The organism is Burkholderia sp. Se-20378, from assembly GCF_017104665.1.
In the GTDB taxonomy this organism is placed as follows: Bacteria; Pseudomonadota; Gammaproteobacteria; order Burkholderiales; family Burkholderiaceae; genus Burkholderia; species Burkholderia lata.
This window is the reverse complement of record NZ_JAAGPG010000208.1, coordinates 1-14,176: the sequence shown is the minus strand read 5'-3', so window position 1 is coordinate 14,176 and position 14,176 is coordinate 1. Positions and strand designations below refer to the sequence as shown.

General features: G+C 66.1%; 15 protein-coding genes. 6 read left to right on the top strand and 9 right to left on the bottom strand.

Going from position 1 to position 14,176, the window contains the following annotated elements:
* The first annotated feature begins 405 nt into the window (after positions 1–405).
* Positions 406–933, top strand: a complete 528-nt coding sequence (gene ppa, locus G3N93_RS21305; RefSeq protein ID WP_011352863.1) for an inorganic diphosphatase — start codon at positions 406–408, stop codon at positions 931–933.
* A gap of 54 nt (positions 934–987) precedes the next feature.
* Here the strand turns inward: ppa and G3N93_RS21300 are convergent, their stop codons facing one another.
* Both G3N93_RS21300 and G3N93_RS21295 read right to left on the bottom strand, forming a co-directional pair.
* Positions 988–1,812, bottom strand: a complete 825-nt coding sequence (locus G3N93_RS21300; protein ID WP_206133883.1) for a GIY-YIG nuclease family protein — start codon at positions 1,810–1,812, stop codon at positions 988–990.
* Between the two features lie 49 nt (positions 1,813–1,861).
* Positions 1,862–2,896 (bottom strand): AraC family transcriptional regulator, encoded by a 1,035-nt coding sequence (locus G3N93_RS21295; RefSeq protein WP_206133882.1) that lies wholly within the window; start codon positions 2,894–2,896, stop codon positions 1,862–1,864.
* 139 nt (positions 2,897–3,035) lie between these two features.
* Between G3N93_RS21295 and G3N93_RS21290 the strand changes: the two genes are divergently transcribed.
* Positions 3,036–3,326: a fibronectin type III-like domain-contianing protein gene (locus G3N93_RS21290; protein ID WP_241026636.1), complete on the top strand. Its 291-nt coding sequence runs from the start codon at positions 3,036–3,038 to the stop codon at positions 3,324–3,326.
* A 70-nt stretch (positions 3,327–3,396) separates the two neighbouring features.
* On the opposite strand, the gene G3N93_RS21285 is transcribed toward G3N93_RS21290, so the two are convergent.
* Entirely contained in the window at positions 3,397–4,575 is a 1,179-nt protein-coding gene (locus G3N93_RS21285) for a GNAT family N-acetyltransferase (RefSeq protein ID WP_174941671.1), read from the bottom strand.
* A gap of 110 nt (positions 4,576–4,685) precedes the next feature.
* Between G3N93_RS21285 and G3N93_RS21280 the strand changes: the two genes are divergently transcribed.
* Positions 4,686–6,392 (top strand): NAD+ synthase, encoded by a 1,707-nt coding sequence (locus G3N93_RS21280; protein ID WP_206133881.1) that lies wholly within the window; start codon positions 4,686–4,688, stop codon positions 6,390–6,392.
* A gap of 83 nt (positions 6,393–6,475) precedes the next feature.
* Positions 6,476–6,814: a P-II family nitrogen regulator gene (locus tag G3N93_RS21275; RefSeq protein ID WP_006398637.1), complete on the top strand. Its 339-nt coding sequence runs from the start codon at positions 6,476–6,478 to the stop codon at positions 6,812–6,814.
* Between the two features lie 143 nt (positions 6,815–6,957).
* Here the strand turns inward: G3N93_RS21275 and G3N93_RS21270 are convergent, their stop codons facing one another.
* Positions 6,958–8,037: a porin gene (locus G3N93_RS21270; protein ID WP_011352857.1), complete on the bottom strand. Its 1,080-nt coding sequence runs from the start codon at positions 8,035–8,037 to the stop codon at positions 6,958–6,960.
* Positions 8,038–8,599: 562 nt separating this feature from the next.
* Positions 8,600–9,526, bottom strand: coding sequence for a LysR family transcriptional regulator (locus G3N93_RS21265; RefSeq protein WP_174941675.1), 927 nt, complete (start codon positions 9,524–9,526; stop codon positions 8,600–8,602).
* A 133-nt stretch (positions 9,527–9,659) separates the two neighbouring features.
* Here G3N93_RS21265 and G3N93_RS21260 point away from each other — a divergent pair, with 133 nt between their 5' ends.
* Positions 9,660–10,157: a GNAT family N-acetyltransferase gene (locus tag G3N93_RS21260; protein ID WP_011352855.1), complete on the top strand. Its 498-nt coding sequence runs from the start codon at positions 9,660–9,662 to the stop codon at positions 10,155–10,157.
* A gap of 54 nt (positions 10,158–10,211) precedes the next feature.
* Here the strand turns inward: G3N93_RS21260 and G3N93_RS21255 are convergent, their stop codons facing one another.
* From G3N93_RS21255 to G3N93_RS21240, 4 genes are all read right to left on the bottom strand, one after another.
* Entirely contained in the window at positions 10,212–10,991 is a 780-nt protein-coding gene (locus G3N93_RS21255; RefSeq protein ID WP_011352854.1) for an ABC transporter ATP-binding protein, read from the bottom strand.
* An 18-nt stretch (positions 10,992–11,009) separates the two neighbouring features.
* On the bottom strand, positions 11,010–11,723 hold the full coding sequence (locus G3N93_RS21250; protein ID WP_011352853.1) for an ABC transporter permease: 714 nt from the start codon (positions 11,721–11,723) through the stop codon (positions 11,010–11,012).
* Positions 11,720–12,409, bottom strand: a complete 690-nt coding sequence (locus G3N93_RS21245) for an ABC transporter permease (protein WP_021158491.1) — start codon at positions 12,407–12,409, stop codon at positions 11,720–11,722. The genes G3N93_RS21250 and G3N93_RS21245 overlap by 4 nt, the downstream gene beginning before the upstream one ends.
* A 229-nt stretch (positions 12,410–12,638) precedes the next feature.
* On the bottom strand, positions 12,639–13,421 hold the full coding sequence (locus G3N93_RS21240) for an ABC transporter substrate-binding protein (protein WP_069249346.1): 783 nt from the start codon (positions 13,419–13,421) through the stop codon (positions 12,639–12,641).
* A 369-nt stretch (positions 13,422–13,790) separates the two neighbouring features.
* Between G3N93_RS21240 and G3N93_RS21235 the strand changes: the two genes are divergently transcribed.
* Positions 13,791–14,176 (top strand): pirin family protein (locus G3N93_RS21235; protein WP_206133880.1); only part of this gene is annotated, 386 nt, incomplete at its 3' end.

The following is a 14,176-nucleotide window of genomic DNA, read 5'->3' as shown; positions in this document are numbered from 1 at the left end:
CCGAGTCAGCACTTCAGCGCTCACCCGGGTCCCATGCTTCGCGGTCGACCCGAGTCAGCACTTCAGCGCTCACCCGGGTCCCATGCTTCGCGGTCGACCCGAGTCAGCACTTCAGCGCTCACCCGGGTCCCATGCTTCGCGGTCGACCCGAGTCAGCACTTCAGCGCTCACCCGGGCCCCATGTTTCACGGCCAACCGGCGACAGCGCTTCAGCCACCAACGCCGATTCCAACTAACGCGGCCGGTGGTTCGACGGCCGGGCATCCGGAACGATTATCGGCCGATCGTCATCCGGACGCCACCGGTCGATTGGCTATAATGGCGCATTCCCTTGCGGGACGTCTGCGGCGGTGCATCGGCCGCGGCGCCCTGTCCCGAATTCCCATCGACCTACAGAGAGTGCTCATGAGCTTCAATCATGTTCCGGCCGGCAAGGACCTGCCGCAAGATTTCAACGTGATCATCGAGATTCCCGCGCAAAGCGATCCGGTGAAGTACGAGGCGGACAAGGAACTGGGCCTCCTCGTCGTCGACCGCTTCATCGGCACGGGCATGCGCTATCCGGTGAACTACGGCTACATCCCGCAGACGCTGTCGGGCGACGGCGATCCGGTCGACGTGCTGGTGATCACGCCGTTCCCGCTGCTGGCAGGCTCGATCGTGCGTTCGCGCGTGCTCGGCATGCTGCAGATGACCGACGAGTCGGGCGTCGACGCGAAGCTGGTCGCCGTGCCGCACGACAAGGTCTGCCCGATGACGGCAAACCTGAAGTCGATCGACGACGTGCCCGAGTACCTGAAGGACCAGATCAAGCACTTCTTCGAGCAATACAAGGCGCTCGAGAAGGGCAAGTGGGTGAAGGTCGAAGGCTGGGCCGGCATCGAAGCCGCGCACAAGGAAATCACCGACGGCGCAGCGAACTACAAGAAGTAAGCGGCGTACCGGCCGACGGCCGGTTCGTGTGCAACGCAAACCGCGCGTGTCTCCTCAGGAGGCCGCGCGGTTTTGTTTTGTGCGTCGAGGTTGTTTGCGCGCGGAGGCGGGCACGGACACCAGCGACGTGGTGGTGGCCGGCGCGTCCTTCGTGCGCTTCGCGCGGCGAGGGGCAACGGGTGCAACGGAGGCCGCGGTGGCTTGGGTTGCTTTCGTGGCAGCCGGGCGGCGGCGGGCCGGTGCGGGCGCGGCGCCTTCGCGTCCGTTCGTGACGGGTTTGCCGCTGGCTGCCTGCGCCTTTCTTTTCGACGAAGAGGGCACGGCCGGCTTGCCCTTTTTTGCCGGTGTGTCGCGCGCTGAAGTCTTTCTTGCGACCGTGTCGCTGTCGGACTTCTTGCGTTTCGCGACCGTTGCGGCCTTTGCCGTCTTGGGAGGCTTTGCGTCCTTTGCGTCCCTGTCGACCTTCCCGACCTTCCCAACCTTCTTCGCGTCTTTACCCGCCTCAACCGTCTTCGCCGCGCTATCGACGTTCTCCGACTGCGCCTTCTTCCGCCCGCGAGCACCAGCCTTCAACCCGGCCACATCACCACTCGCATCGATGGCCACCACGGCCGGCAACACCGACTCCAGCGTCCGCAACCCGGCCGCCAGTTCCCGCTTCTGCGCAGCCGTGAGCCGCTTCACCCAGTATTCAGCGCGCGATGCACTCGACCGGTCGGGCAGCGGAAACGACGCGAGCACCGCACGCGGCTTGCGCGAGCGCGTATAGCGCGCGCCCTTGCCGGATGCGTGCTCGTCGAAGCGTGCGGCAACGTCGGTCGTGATGCCCGTGTAGACGCTGTCGTCGGCGCATTCGATCAGATACAGAAACCAGGACATGGCAGGACGGCGGGATGCGAAGCCGCCAGTGTCTCAGAAAAAGTGCCGGTCAACGCCACCGATCGCCGTGCCCGTCGCGGAAGCGGCTCGGCGCCGCGCCGAGTTCGCGCGTGAAGAAGCGCGTGAACGCGCTCGTCGAACGGAAGCCGACCCGCACGCCGATCTCGCCGATCGGCAGTTGTGTATTCAGCAGCAGGTCGCGCGCTTCACCGAGCCGGGCCTGTGCGACGAGCGCATGAAACCCGACCGCTTCGCGATGCAGCCGCCGGCGCAGCGTCCAGCGCGACATCGCGAAGCGCGTGCAGACGTGCTCCATCAGCGTGTCGGACGGCACGTCGGCGTCGTCGGACGTGCGCAGCCAGTCACGCACGCATTGCTCGACCGACGAGCCGAACGTCGAGCGGGCGCGCACGCGCTCGCGCGCGGCGTCGGCTGCGTGACGCTGGATGTCCGCGAGCGGCGCGTTGTAGCGCTCGAACGGCGTGTCGAAGCGTGCGGAGCGCAGCACGACGCGGTTGGTTGCGGCATCGAACGACACCGCCGCGCCGAGGAGGTCGCGCAGCGCGGCCGTCGGCGCGAACGCGCGGCCCGCGAATGCGGCTTCGTCGACCTGCACGTGCGGATCGTACAGGCGCGCAAGCGCGACGAGGATCGCGAAATTCGCGAACGCGCTGCTGGCGGGCCGACCGTCACCCTCGTTCACGTACTCGAGCGCGATCGCGCCGCGGGTTTCATACGCGAACACCCAGTCGACGTTGCCGATCAGTTCGCGGTAGCGCAGGTAGCCGTGCAGCGCGTCGCGCAGCGTCGCGGCGTTGCAGGTGATGCCCGCGAGCTCGGGGAATGGCGCGAGCCACGGCACGACCTGCGGCGGCGGACGATGCCAGGACAACGGCCATTCGCTCATCAGCCGCATCGCGGCGACGTGCCGATCGCCGGGGATGCGCCGCGCGTCGTCGGCGAGATCGGACGCGCCGATGCCGAGCGTCGCATACAGCGGCGCGGTGTCGAAGCCGTTGCGGCGCATGTCGTCGAGCGCCTGTCGGTAGACCCGGACGGATACCGATTTCTGTCGTAACTCCATGTCTCTCTCCATGACCTTCGGGTTTGCCCCGCTGCGAGAGGTCAAGTACTGCTGCCGGTCAAGCATGGTGACCGGTCTATTTTCAGGCTTGGACGCTGGAGTGTGGTGACAAGTACAACAGATCGATTCAGGCGGATCAATGAAAACTTCGTTGTTCCGGCGTTCGACGATTGCATCCGTGTGGGCGATGACGGCACAGTCCGTGTCGCTCGGCGAGCCGCCGAAGCGGCTCGTCGGCTGGACCAAGGTTGCGCGGCAGCCGGGCGCGGTGCGGACAGTCAGCGTTTCGATGCGGGCGCAGCGCTTTGCGATCCGGGATGCGAATGCGCATGCTTGGCGGATCGCCGCGGGCAGCGACGGGCTGTCGGCGGCGGCTTCGTCGCGCGACCCGCGGGCGCTGTCGATGACGGTGACGCTCACCGCGCACTGAGCCGGAGGGGCCGTATGGCATGCGGCGAAGCCGGTCGTGGCTTCACCGCATGCAGATGCGCTTGATGACGTTACTCGGTGCCGCGCCGGAACGGATCGTGTTCGCGCAGTTCGTCGACGTACGCGTGGATATGCTCGGTCTCGCGTTCGAGAAAGCGCGCGACCGCGTCCGAGAACGCCGGGTGCGCGAGCCAGTGCGCGGAGTGCGTGACGGTCGGCAGGAAACCGCGCGCGAGCTTGTGTTCGCCCTGCGCGCCGCCTTCGAACGTATCGAGCCCGGCCTCGATGCAGAATTCGAGCAACTGGTAGTAGGCCGTTTCGAAATGCAGGCACGGCACGTGTTCGACCGCGCCCCAGTAGCGGCCGTACAGCGTGCCGCCGCCGTTTTCGCCGCGCCGGTAGACGGCGAGCGCACTCGCGATCGGCCGGCCGTCGGCTTCCGCGATCACGAGCAGCAGGTTCTCGGGCATCGTCGCGCCGATCGTGCGGAAGAAGTTGAGGTTCAGGTACGGGCTCGAAAAGTGTTCGCGATAGGTCTGCCGGTAGCAGCGCGAGAAGAAGCGCCAGTCGGCGTCGGTGATCTGGTCGCCGGTGAGCCGCCGGAACGTCACGCCCGCGTCGTGCACCTTGCGCCGCTCGGCGCGGATGTTCTTGCGCTTCTTCTGCTCGAGCGTGCCGAGGAAATCGTCGAAGTGGCGGTAGCCGTCGTTGATCCAGTGGAACTGCACGCCTTCGCGCAGCATCATTCCCATCGATTCGAGGAGCGCCGCTTCGTCGCCGGTCGGGAACAGCACGTGCAGCGACGACACGTCGCTCTGCTCGGCGAATGCGAGCAGCGTGGCCGCGAGCCGGCGGCGCGCGTCGTCGTCGGCCGCGAGCAGGCGCGTGCCCTGCACGGGCGTGAACGGCACCGCGCACAGCAGCTTCGGGTAGTAGGGCAGGTCGTTGCGCTGGTACGCGTCGGCCCAGGCCCAGTCGAACACGTATTCGCCGTACGAATGCTGTTTCGCGTAGACGGGCGCGGCGGCCGCGAGCCGGCCGGTGCGCTCGTCGGTCAGCGTGACGAAGTGCGGCGACCAGCCGGTATCGTCGACCGCGCAGCGCGCGACGTGCAGCGCGTCGAGGAATTCGTGACGCAGGAAGGGCGTCGGCTGCGCGTCGCGGGCGAGCAGCGCGTTCCATTCTTCGGCCGGCACCTCCGCGGGGGACGACAGGATGCCCGTGCGATAATCGATGCGTTCGTGTTTCAAGCGTGAATCCGTACCGTTCTGTGTCGCCGGATGCGAGGGCCTGCGCGGCCCGCACCGGGACGATTTCGTCAGCCGTTCAGGGCGCGCCGCCAGGCTGCGCCGATCCCGCCATGAAGACCCGACTCGCTCTCGCCCAGATCAACGTCACCGTCGGCGACTTCGCCGGCAACGTCGCGCGGATCGTCGCGGCCGCACGCGCCGCGCACAACGATGGTGCGCAGCTGATGGTCGCGCCGGAACTCGCGCTGTCCGGCTATCCGCCGGAAGACCTGCTGCTGCGGCCCGCGTTCTACGCGGCGGCGGCCTCGGCACTCGACGCGCTCGCCGATGCGTTGAAGGCATTCGACGGGCTCGCGGTGCTGGTCGGTCATCCGCTGCGCGGCTCGGGCGATGGCGCGCACGCGCCAGCCGTCGATGGTAATGCAAACCGCCCGATCGAGCGCGGCGTGCCGCCCACCGATACCTACAACGCGGTATCGCTGATCATCGGCGGCGAGATCGTCGGCACCTACCGCAAGCAGGATCTGCCGAACGCCGAGGTATTCGACGAGAAGCGCTACTTCGCGACGGATGCCGAACCGCTCGTGTTCGAGCTGAACGGCGTGAAATACGGCGTGATCATCTGCGAGGATGCGTGGCACGCATCGGCCGCGCAGATCGCGAAGGCGGCCGGCGCGCAGGTGCTGCTGATCCCGAACGGCTCGCCGTACCACATGAACAAGGAGGCGGTGCGCTTCGACATCCTGCGCGCGCGGATTCGCGAAACCGGGCTGCCGATGGTGTACGTGAACCTCGTCGGCGGCCAGGACGAGCTCGTGTTCGACGGCGGCTCGTTCGTGCTCGACGCGCAGGGCGCGCTCGTCGCGAAGATGCCGCAGTTCGACGAAGGGCACGCAATCGTCGAATTCGACGGCGCGCGGCCGCTGCCGGGTGCGATCGCGCCCGAGCTGTCGACGGACGCGCAGGTGTACCGCGCGCTCGTGACGGGCGTGCGCGACTACATCGGCAAGAACGGGTTTCCGGGCGCGCTGATCGGGCTGTCGGGCGGCGTCGATTCGGCGCTGGTGCTCGCGGTTGCGTGCGACGCGCTCGGGCCCGAGCGCGTGCGCGCGGTGATGATGCCGTCGCGCTTCACGGCCGACATCTCGACCACCGACGCCGCGGAAATGGCGCGGCGCGTCGGCGTGCGTTACGACGAGATCGCGATCGCGCCGATGTTCGATGCGTTCCGCGCATCGCTGGCGGGCGAGTTCGCGGGCCGTGCGGAAGACGCGACGGAGGAAAACATCCAGGCGCGCATCCGCGGCACGCTGCTGATGGCGCTGTCGAACAAGTTCGGCTCGATCGTGCTGACGACCGGCAACAAGAGCGAGATGGCGGTCGGCTACTGCACGCTGTACGGCGACATGGCAGGCGGGTTCGCGGTGATCAAGGACATCGCGAAGACGCTCGTGTACCGGCTCTGCCGCTATCGCAACGAGACGGCCGACTACCCGCTGCGCGACGTGATCCCCGAGCGGATCCTTACCCGCGCGCCGTCGGCCGAGCTGCGCGAGAACCAGACCGACCAGGACAGTCTGCCGCCGTACGACGTGCTCGACGCGATCATGCGGATGTACATGGAAGAGGACCGGCCGCTCGCCGAGATCGTCGCGGCCGGTTATGCGCAGGCCGACGTCGAACGCGTGACGCGGCTCATCAAGATCAACGAATACAAGCGCCGCCAGGCGCCGATCGGCATTCGCGTCACGCATCGCGCGTTCGGGCGCGACTGGCGCTACCCGATCACGTCACGTTTTACCGAACGCCTCGATTGAGCCGTGCTGGGCCGTATGCGGCCCGCAGGCTTACAATCGGGGTCGCGATTTTTCATCCAAACGAGCATTGGGGGACAACCACCATGAAACGCATCACTGCCATCATCAAGCCGTTCAAGCTGGACGAAGTCCGCGAAGCGCTCGCCGAAGTGGGTCTCACGGGCCTGACCGTGACGGAAGTGAAGGGCTTCGGCCGCCAGAAGGGCCATACCGAGCTGTATCGCGGCGCCGAATACGTCGTCGACTTCCTGCCGAAGATGAAGATCGAGGTGGTCGTCGCGGAAGCGCAGGTCGACCAGGTGATCGATGCGGTGATCGGCGCGGCGCGCACCGGCAAGATCGGCGACGGCAAGATCTTCGTGTCGGACGTCGAGCGCGTGATCCGCATCCGTACCGGCGAAGAGAACGAAGCGGCCGTCTGAGCGCCGTATTCGCCGACGGGCCGCGCAAATCCGGCCCGCCAATAAAAAACGGTGCGATACCCGGTTGGGTACCGCACCGATACGCGCCTCTCGCAGCAGCGTGGAAAACGTCGTCGAATCGATTCTTTGAGAACGGCGCCTGATCAGAACAGGTGCTGGATACCGGCGTAGACGCCGGTCTGGCTGCCGCCCGGATTCGGGTTGCCCGTCGACACGGCCGTACCGGCGCCGTTCGCGTTCAGGCCGAAGTTGGCGTTCTTGCTGTTGCGCACCGTCGCGACCTGCAGGTCGAACAGCGTGCGCTTCGAGATGTTGTACGAGCCGCCGACCGTGTAGATGTTCGCGTTGCCGCCGCCGTGGTTCGCGTTCACGTGATACACGGCTGCGATCAGCGCCGCTGCCGGCGTTGCCTGCCACGTCACGCCGCCCCAGACCTGCTGGGTGCCCGTCACGCCGGCGTTCACTGCCGGGCCGCCGCTGCCGTCAGCACGCGAGGCCTGGTAGGCTGCCTGAACCTTGAACTGGCCGAGGAACACGTTCACGCCCGCGAAGTATTCACGCGAGTAGTTGAATACGTCCGAGAAGCGGCCGTTGCTGTCACGCGTTTCGTCGTAGATACCGCGCAACTGGAACAGCGAATTCGTATAGGTGACCTGTGCGCCGGCTGCACGGCCCGGTTGGCCGGCCGTCGTGTTGCCGTTGAAGCTGGTCGAGTTCGAGAACGAGAACTGGCCGTAGAAGTCGAGGCCGTAGAACTGCGGCGACTGGTACGACACGTTGTTGCTGGTCTTGTTCCAGTTGCGGCCGCGCACCAGCGAGGCCGTCGACCAGGCCGACTGGCCGAACGGGTCGAAGTCCCACACGCCGTTGGCGATCGCGAGTTCGCGACCCAACAGCAGCGTACCGTAGCGATCGTTGGAGATGCCGACCGTCGCATAACGATCCCAGATCGAGCCGCTGAAGCCGCCCGTCATCGTGTTGAACGCGCCTTCGAGGTGGAACAGGACCTTGTTGCCGCCGCCGATGTCCTCGGTGCCCTTCAAGCCCCAGAGGCTCGTGCCCCAGTCGCCGCTTTCCGCGCGCACTTGGTGGCCGTTTTGCAGGCCGTTCATGTACTCGATGCCGGCATCCAGGCGGCCATACAGCGTAACGCTGCTCTGCGCGTGCGCCGTCACCACCCCAGCAGCCATCAGCGCGGCCGCGACCAAAGCTTTCTTCATCATCTCCTCCATACCCTGTCAAAAAGTCAACCCAGACTGCACGAGATGCCCGGAGCGCGAGCGCCGGGCAAAAGCGGGATAACCAGGGAGACCTCGTGCAGGGCCGGTAAGCGCAGCACGCGGGCAAGCGGACGGAAAACCGTTGAGCGGTCCCGCGCAGCCGGGTCGGCCTGCGGGGTCTCCTTGTAGTGTCGTGAAGCTAAACTACATTTCACGAACTTCGTTTTGCTACTTTGGTTACTAATTTAGCAAAAATACAATTTTGTGGCGATGGAAATCGTTGTTTGACTAACACCTGTCGTCAAATTGCCATGCAACACGGTGCGCAACAGGTGCGCCGAGGGTTTGCAATTAACGGAAAACCCTTGTCCCGCAAGGGAGACACGGATTTCGCAAACAGGGATCAAGGATTGCCACTATTGACGCTGCGAGGGCGCGAGCGTAAGCGCCAGATACGAAAAATTGGTAAGTATTTCGTAATGACTGGGCGGCTGCCGGATCTGGCCGGCCGCTGCCTGAAACGCTTGTCCGGCCACGCGCAGCGCGGTGTACCAACGTGCGTCGGTCAGGCCGCGGCGGGCCTTGCGTCGAGCAACTGCGCGCGAATCCAGCGATGCGCATCGGTGCGCGCATGCTTCGCGTGCGAGTAGACCTTCACGGTGTAGCGCGGGATCTCGAACGGTGCGGGAAAGATGCGGATCGGCGCCGCGTGCCGCAGCGCCTGCGCGGCGCGGTTCGGCACGGTCATCAGCAGCGCGGATTCCGCGATCACGAACGGTGCGGCCAGCACGGTCGGCAACTGCACGGCGACCTGCCGCGCGAGGCCGAGCCGGTCGAGCACATGGTCGACGACGCCGCGCGACTCGTTCCACGGCGTGACGACCACGTGGCGTGCCGCCAGATACTGGTCGAGCGTCAGCCGCCGGCGGATGTCCGGATGCGTGGCGCTCGCGATCACGACGTAGTCGTCGGAGAACCAGTCGAAGTCCTCGATGCCCGGCGCGTCGGCCGCCGATTCCTCGTGGTAGCCGAGCGCGAAATCGATGCGGCCGGCCGCGAGTTCGTCGACGGAGATCTTCCGGTCCGAATGCACGACGCGGATCCGCAACTGTGGTGCGACATGCTGGATGCGTGCGAGAAATGCCGGCAGCACGGCGAAGGCCGTGTAGTCGGTCGCCGCGAACACGAACGTGCGGTCGCTTTGCGCGGGATCGAAGCGGCGCGCGCGGGCGAGCCCCTTCGACATCGCGTCGAGCGCGTCGCCGGCCCAGGTGGCGATGTCGTCGGCGCGCACGGTCGGCTGCATTTCGTTGCCGAGGCGCACGAACAGTGCGTCGCCGATCGCGTCGCGCAGCCGCGCGAGCGCGTGGCTCAGCGCGGACGGGCTCAACGCGAGCTCGTGCGCGGCCGCGGCGACGGAGCGGTGGCGGTACAGCGCATCGAACACGAGCAGCAGGTTCAGGTCGAGGCGGCGTAGATCGGGATGCATCATGTTCAGGTCCGGATGAAGAAACTGCACTTCCTGCAGGCGCTGGGTGAACGTAGCATGACGATCTGATTGGCGCCAGCGCGGCTGTGCGGCGCCGTTTCCCGTTTCAAGTCAGGGCCGGAGGAGGGCTCAACCCGTGCAAATCGATATCCGTTCCGCCACCGTCGCCGACGTGCCGCAGATCCTGCGTTTCATTACCGAGCTGGCTATCTACGAGAAGGCGGAACACGAAGTGATCGCGACGCCCGCGTCGCTCGAACGCAGCCTGTTCGGCGAGGGATCGCCGGCGCGCGCGCTGATGTGCGAGGTCGACGGCGAGCCGGCCGGCTTCGCCGTGTATTTCTTCTCGTATTCGACGTGGCTGGCCCGGCAGGGGCTGTATCTCGAGGATCTGTATGTATCGCCGCGCTTTCGCGGCGCGGGCGCCGGGCTGCGGCTCTTGAAGGCGCTCGCGCGGATCGCGGTCGAGTCGGGCTGCGGGCGTTTCGAGTGGAGCGTGCTCGACTGGAACGAGCCGGCGATCCGCTTCTACGAGAGCGTCGGCGCGGCGCCGCAGAGCGAATGGGTGCGTTACCGGCTCGCGGGCGACGAACTGCGTGCGTTCGCCGACAGCGCGCCGGTGAGCGCCGCGTAAACGTAAAACGGGCGCCGCGCGGCGAACCGCGGGCGCCCGCTCATGCGGCGTGCGTTACTTGAGGCTGCCCGACAGGAACCCGCGCAGGCGTTCGCTCTTCGGGTTGGCGAACACCTCGGACGGCACGCCTTCTTCCTCGACGCGGCCCTGGTGCAGGAACATCACGTGGTTCGACACGTTGCGCGCGAAACCCATCTCGTGCGTGACGACGATCATCGTGCGGCCTTCCTCGGCCAGCTTCTGCATCACCTTCAGCACTTCGCCCACCAGCTCCGGGTCGAGTGCCGACGTCGGCTCGTCGAACAGCATCACGTCCGGATGCATCGCCAGCGCACGGGCAATGGCCACGCGCTGCTGCTGGCCGCCCGACAGGTGCGACGGATACTGCTTCTCGACGCGCGGCGCGAGGCCGACTTTCTCGAGATACTCGCGTGCGCGCTCCTCGGCTTCCTTCTTCGGGATGCCGAGCACGTTCACGGGCGCTTCCATCACGTTCTCGATCACGTTCATGTGCGACCAGAGGTTGAAGTGCTGGAACACCATCGACAGCTTGGTGCGCACGCGCTGCAGTTGCTTCGAATCGGCCGCGCGCAGCGCGCCCGACTTGTCGGGCGTCGTGCGCACTTCCTCGCCGTCGACGACGATGCGGCCCGCATTCGGCTGCTCGAGGAAGTTGATGCAGCGGAGCATCGTGCTCTTGCCGGAGCCGGACGAGCCGATCACGCTGATCACGTCGCCCGAGTTCGCCTTCAGCGACACGCCCTTGAGCACCTCGTTGTCGCCGTACCGCTTGTGCAGATCGTCGACGAAAAGCTTCTGAGTCTGGGAATTCATCAATAGTCCTGCGAAAACTTACTTGCCTTGCGGGCGCAGATACGCGAGCCAGCGGCGCTCGGCCTGGCGGAACAGCCAGACGAGCGTGAACGAGATCACGAGATAGAGCAGGGCGGCGATGCCGAACGCATGGAACGACATGTAGGTCGCCGAGTTGACGTCGCGGGCGATCTTCAGGATGTCCGGCACGGTCGCGGTGAAGGCGACGGTGGTCGCGTGCAGCATCAGGATCACTTCGTTGCTGTACAGCGGCAGTGCGCGGCGCAGCGCCGACGGCAGGATCACGCGGCGGTACATCGTGAACGTCGACATCCCGTACGCGCGCGCGGCTTCGATTTCGCCGTACGACGTCGCCTTGATCGCACCCGCGAAGATCTCGGTGGTGTACGCGCAGGTGTTCAGCGTGAACGCGAGCAGCGTGCAGTGCATCCCGTCGCGGAAGAACGCGTCGAGCATCGGCGTGCCGCGCACGGCCTGCAGGCTGTAGAGGCCCGTGTAGCAGAGCAGCAGCTGCACGTAGAGCGGCGTGCCGCGGAACACGTACGTGTAGAGCCACACGGCGCCCGACAGCCACTTCTTCTTCGACACGCGCGCGACCGCGAGCGGTATCGACAGGCAGAAGCCGAGGCCGATCGACACGACCAGCAGCCACAACGTGATCGCGACACCGGTGATGCGATAGCCGTCGGTGTAGAGATAGTTGCGCCAGTATTCTTGGATGAGTTCGATCATAGGTCAGCCTTGCGGACGCCGGTCGAGTAGCGCTTTTCGAGCCACATCAGCACGAAGTTCGAGATCGTCGTGATCGCGAGGTAGACGGCGCCCGCGATCAGCGTGAAGAAGAAGAACCGCAGCGTGCCCTTGCCGGCGTCCTGCGACGCCTTCACGACGTCGGCGAGGCCGATGATCGACACGAGCGCGGTCGACTTCACGAGCACCTGCCAGTTGTTGCCGATGCCCGGCAGCGCGAAGCGCATCATCTGCGGGAACATGATCCGCGTGAACACCTGCCAGTTCGTCATCCCGTAAGCGCTGCCGGCCTCGAGCTGGCCGCGCGGCACCGACAGGAACGCGCCACGGAACGTCTCGGTGAAGTACGCGCCGTAGATGAAGCCGAGCACGAGCACGCCGGCGAGGAACGGGTCGATGTCGATCTGGTCCCAGCCGAGCGCGTCGGTCGCCATGTTCAGCCAGATCTGCAGGCTGTAGAACAGCAGCAGCATCAGCACGAGGTCGGGCACGCCGCGGATCAGCGTCGTGTAGACGGTGCCGACGCCGTTCGTGAAGCGGTTGCGCGACAGCTTCGCGCCCGCGCCGAGCAGGCCCAGCAGGAACGACAGCGCAAGCGAAAGCACCGCCAGTTTGACGGTTTGCCAGGTGCCAGCGAGGATCAGCGGGCCGTAACCTTGTAGAAACATATGTGGTCCCTGGTGTGGTCCCTTAGGGCGCACGCGGTGCGCCGCGAAAGACGCGCCCGCCAAGCTGCGCGGAACGCCCCGTGCGTATCATGACCGTCCGCCCCGGCATCGGTGCCGGGCCCGCCCGTCGCACGAGCGGCGGGCAAGGGAGCGGGCGGCGCGTGGTTGACTGCCTGTACTGCCCGGATGCGAGGCCGCCCCCGCGTCCGTCGTCTCTTCTTTTCGTCGCTCAGCGGGCCGAAGCCGAATAGACGCTGAACGCGAAATACTTGTGCGACAGCCGATCGTACGTGCCGTCCTTGTGCATGTCGGCCAGCGCCTTGTTGATCTTGAGCTTCAGGTCCGTATCTTCCTTGCGCAGGCCGATCGCGGTGCCGTCGCCGATCGTCTTCGGATCCTTCACTTCCGGCCCGGCGAACGCGAAGCCCTTGCCGCGCGGTGTGCGCAGGAAGCCGTAGTCGGCCTGCAATTCATCCTGCAGCGTCGCGTCGAGACGGCCCGAGCCGAGATCGGCATAGACCTGGTCCTGGTTCTGGTAAGGAATGATCGTCACGCCCTGCGGCTCCCAGTACGCCTTCGCGTAGGTTTCCTGCGTCGAGCCCTGCTCGACGCCCACGCGCTTGCCCTTCAGCGATGCGATCGTCGGCAGCAGCGGCGAGCCGGTCTTCGCGATCATCCGCGCCGGCGCGTCGTATACCTTGTCGGAGAAGTCGATCTGTTCGCGGCGCTTGTCCGTGACGGTCAGCGACGACACGATGACGTCGTACTTCTTCGCCTTCAGCGCCGGGATGATCCCGTCGAGATCCTGCGCCACCCACACGCATTTCACGTTGATTCGCTTGCAGATTTCCTTGGTGAGATCGACGTCGAAACCGACGATCTCGCCGCTCGGCGCGGTCGACTCGAACGGCGGGTAGCTGGCGTCGACGCCGATCCGCACGGTCTTCCACTCCTTCGCGAAGGCGCTGCCCGCCATGAGGGCGAGGGCGGCGCACAGGGCGGCCTTCTTCATTTCCATCCTTCTGTTGCTGACTTTCCGGGAGCGCTCGCGGCCGGTCGAGCCGGGCACCGCGGCGTATTCTAGACGGCCAAAAATCGCCGATCGGCGCTCTGGCAATGGCGGCCGCCGGAACGGCGAACGCCAAAAGGCCGGTATTTTACCCGAACGCGATACCCGGAAACCGGCAATCCGGGCCGACCGATGGATTCTTCGACGCATTGATCCGGCTGTTGCGATAATCGTCGCATTCGCAATGGACATTGCATCGATTGCATCCGCGGGTGCAACGATGCGGTGCGCAGGCGGCGGATTGTGGCGCGATTGGCACACTCATACAGTGATGGCATGCCAGAACCACGCATCTCACGGAGTGTCCGTCCCATGTTCCAGATCCGCCGCGCCGCCGATCGCGACCAGCGCAGCCAAGGCTGGCACGAATTCCTTCACAGCTTTCCTTGCGCGTCCCGCCGGAGCGGGCCGCCGGTGTTCGGCGCGTTGCGCGAACTGAACGAGGAATGCATTGCACCAACCCGCGGCTACGGGATGCGGCCGTACCGCGACGCGGAAATCGTCACCTATGTGCTCGACGGCGCGCTCGCGCATCGCGACAGCCTCGGCAACGGGGCGATCGTCCGCGCAGGCGGCCTGCAGCGCATGAGTGCCGGCACCGGCATCATGCTGAGCGAAACCAATGCGTCGTGTGACGAGCCGCTGCGCTTGCTGCGGATCTGGCTCGCGCCGGCCGGGGCGGGCGGCCGGCCCGGCTA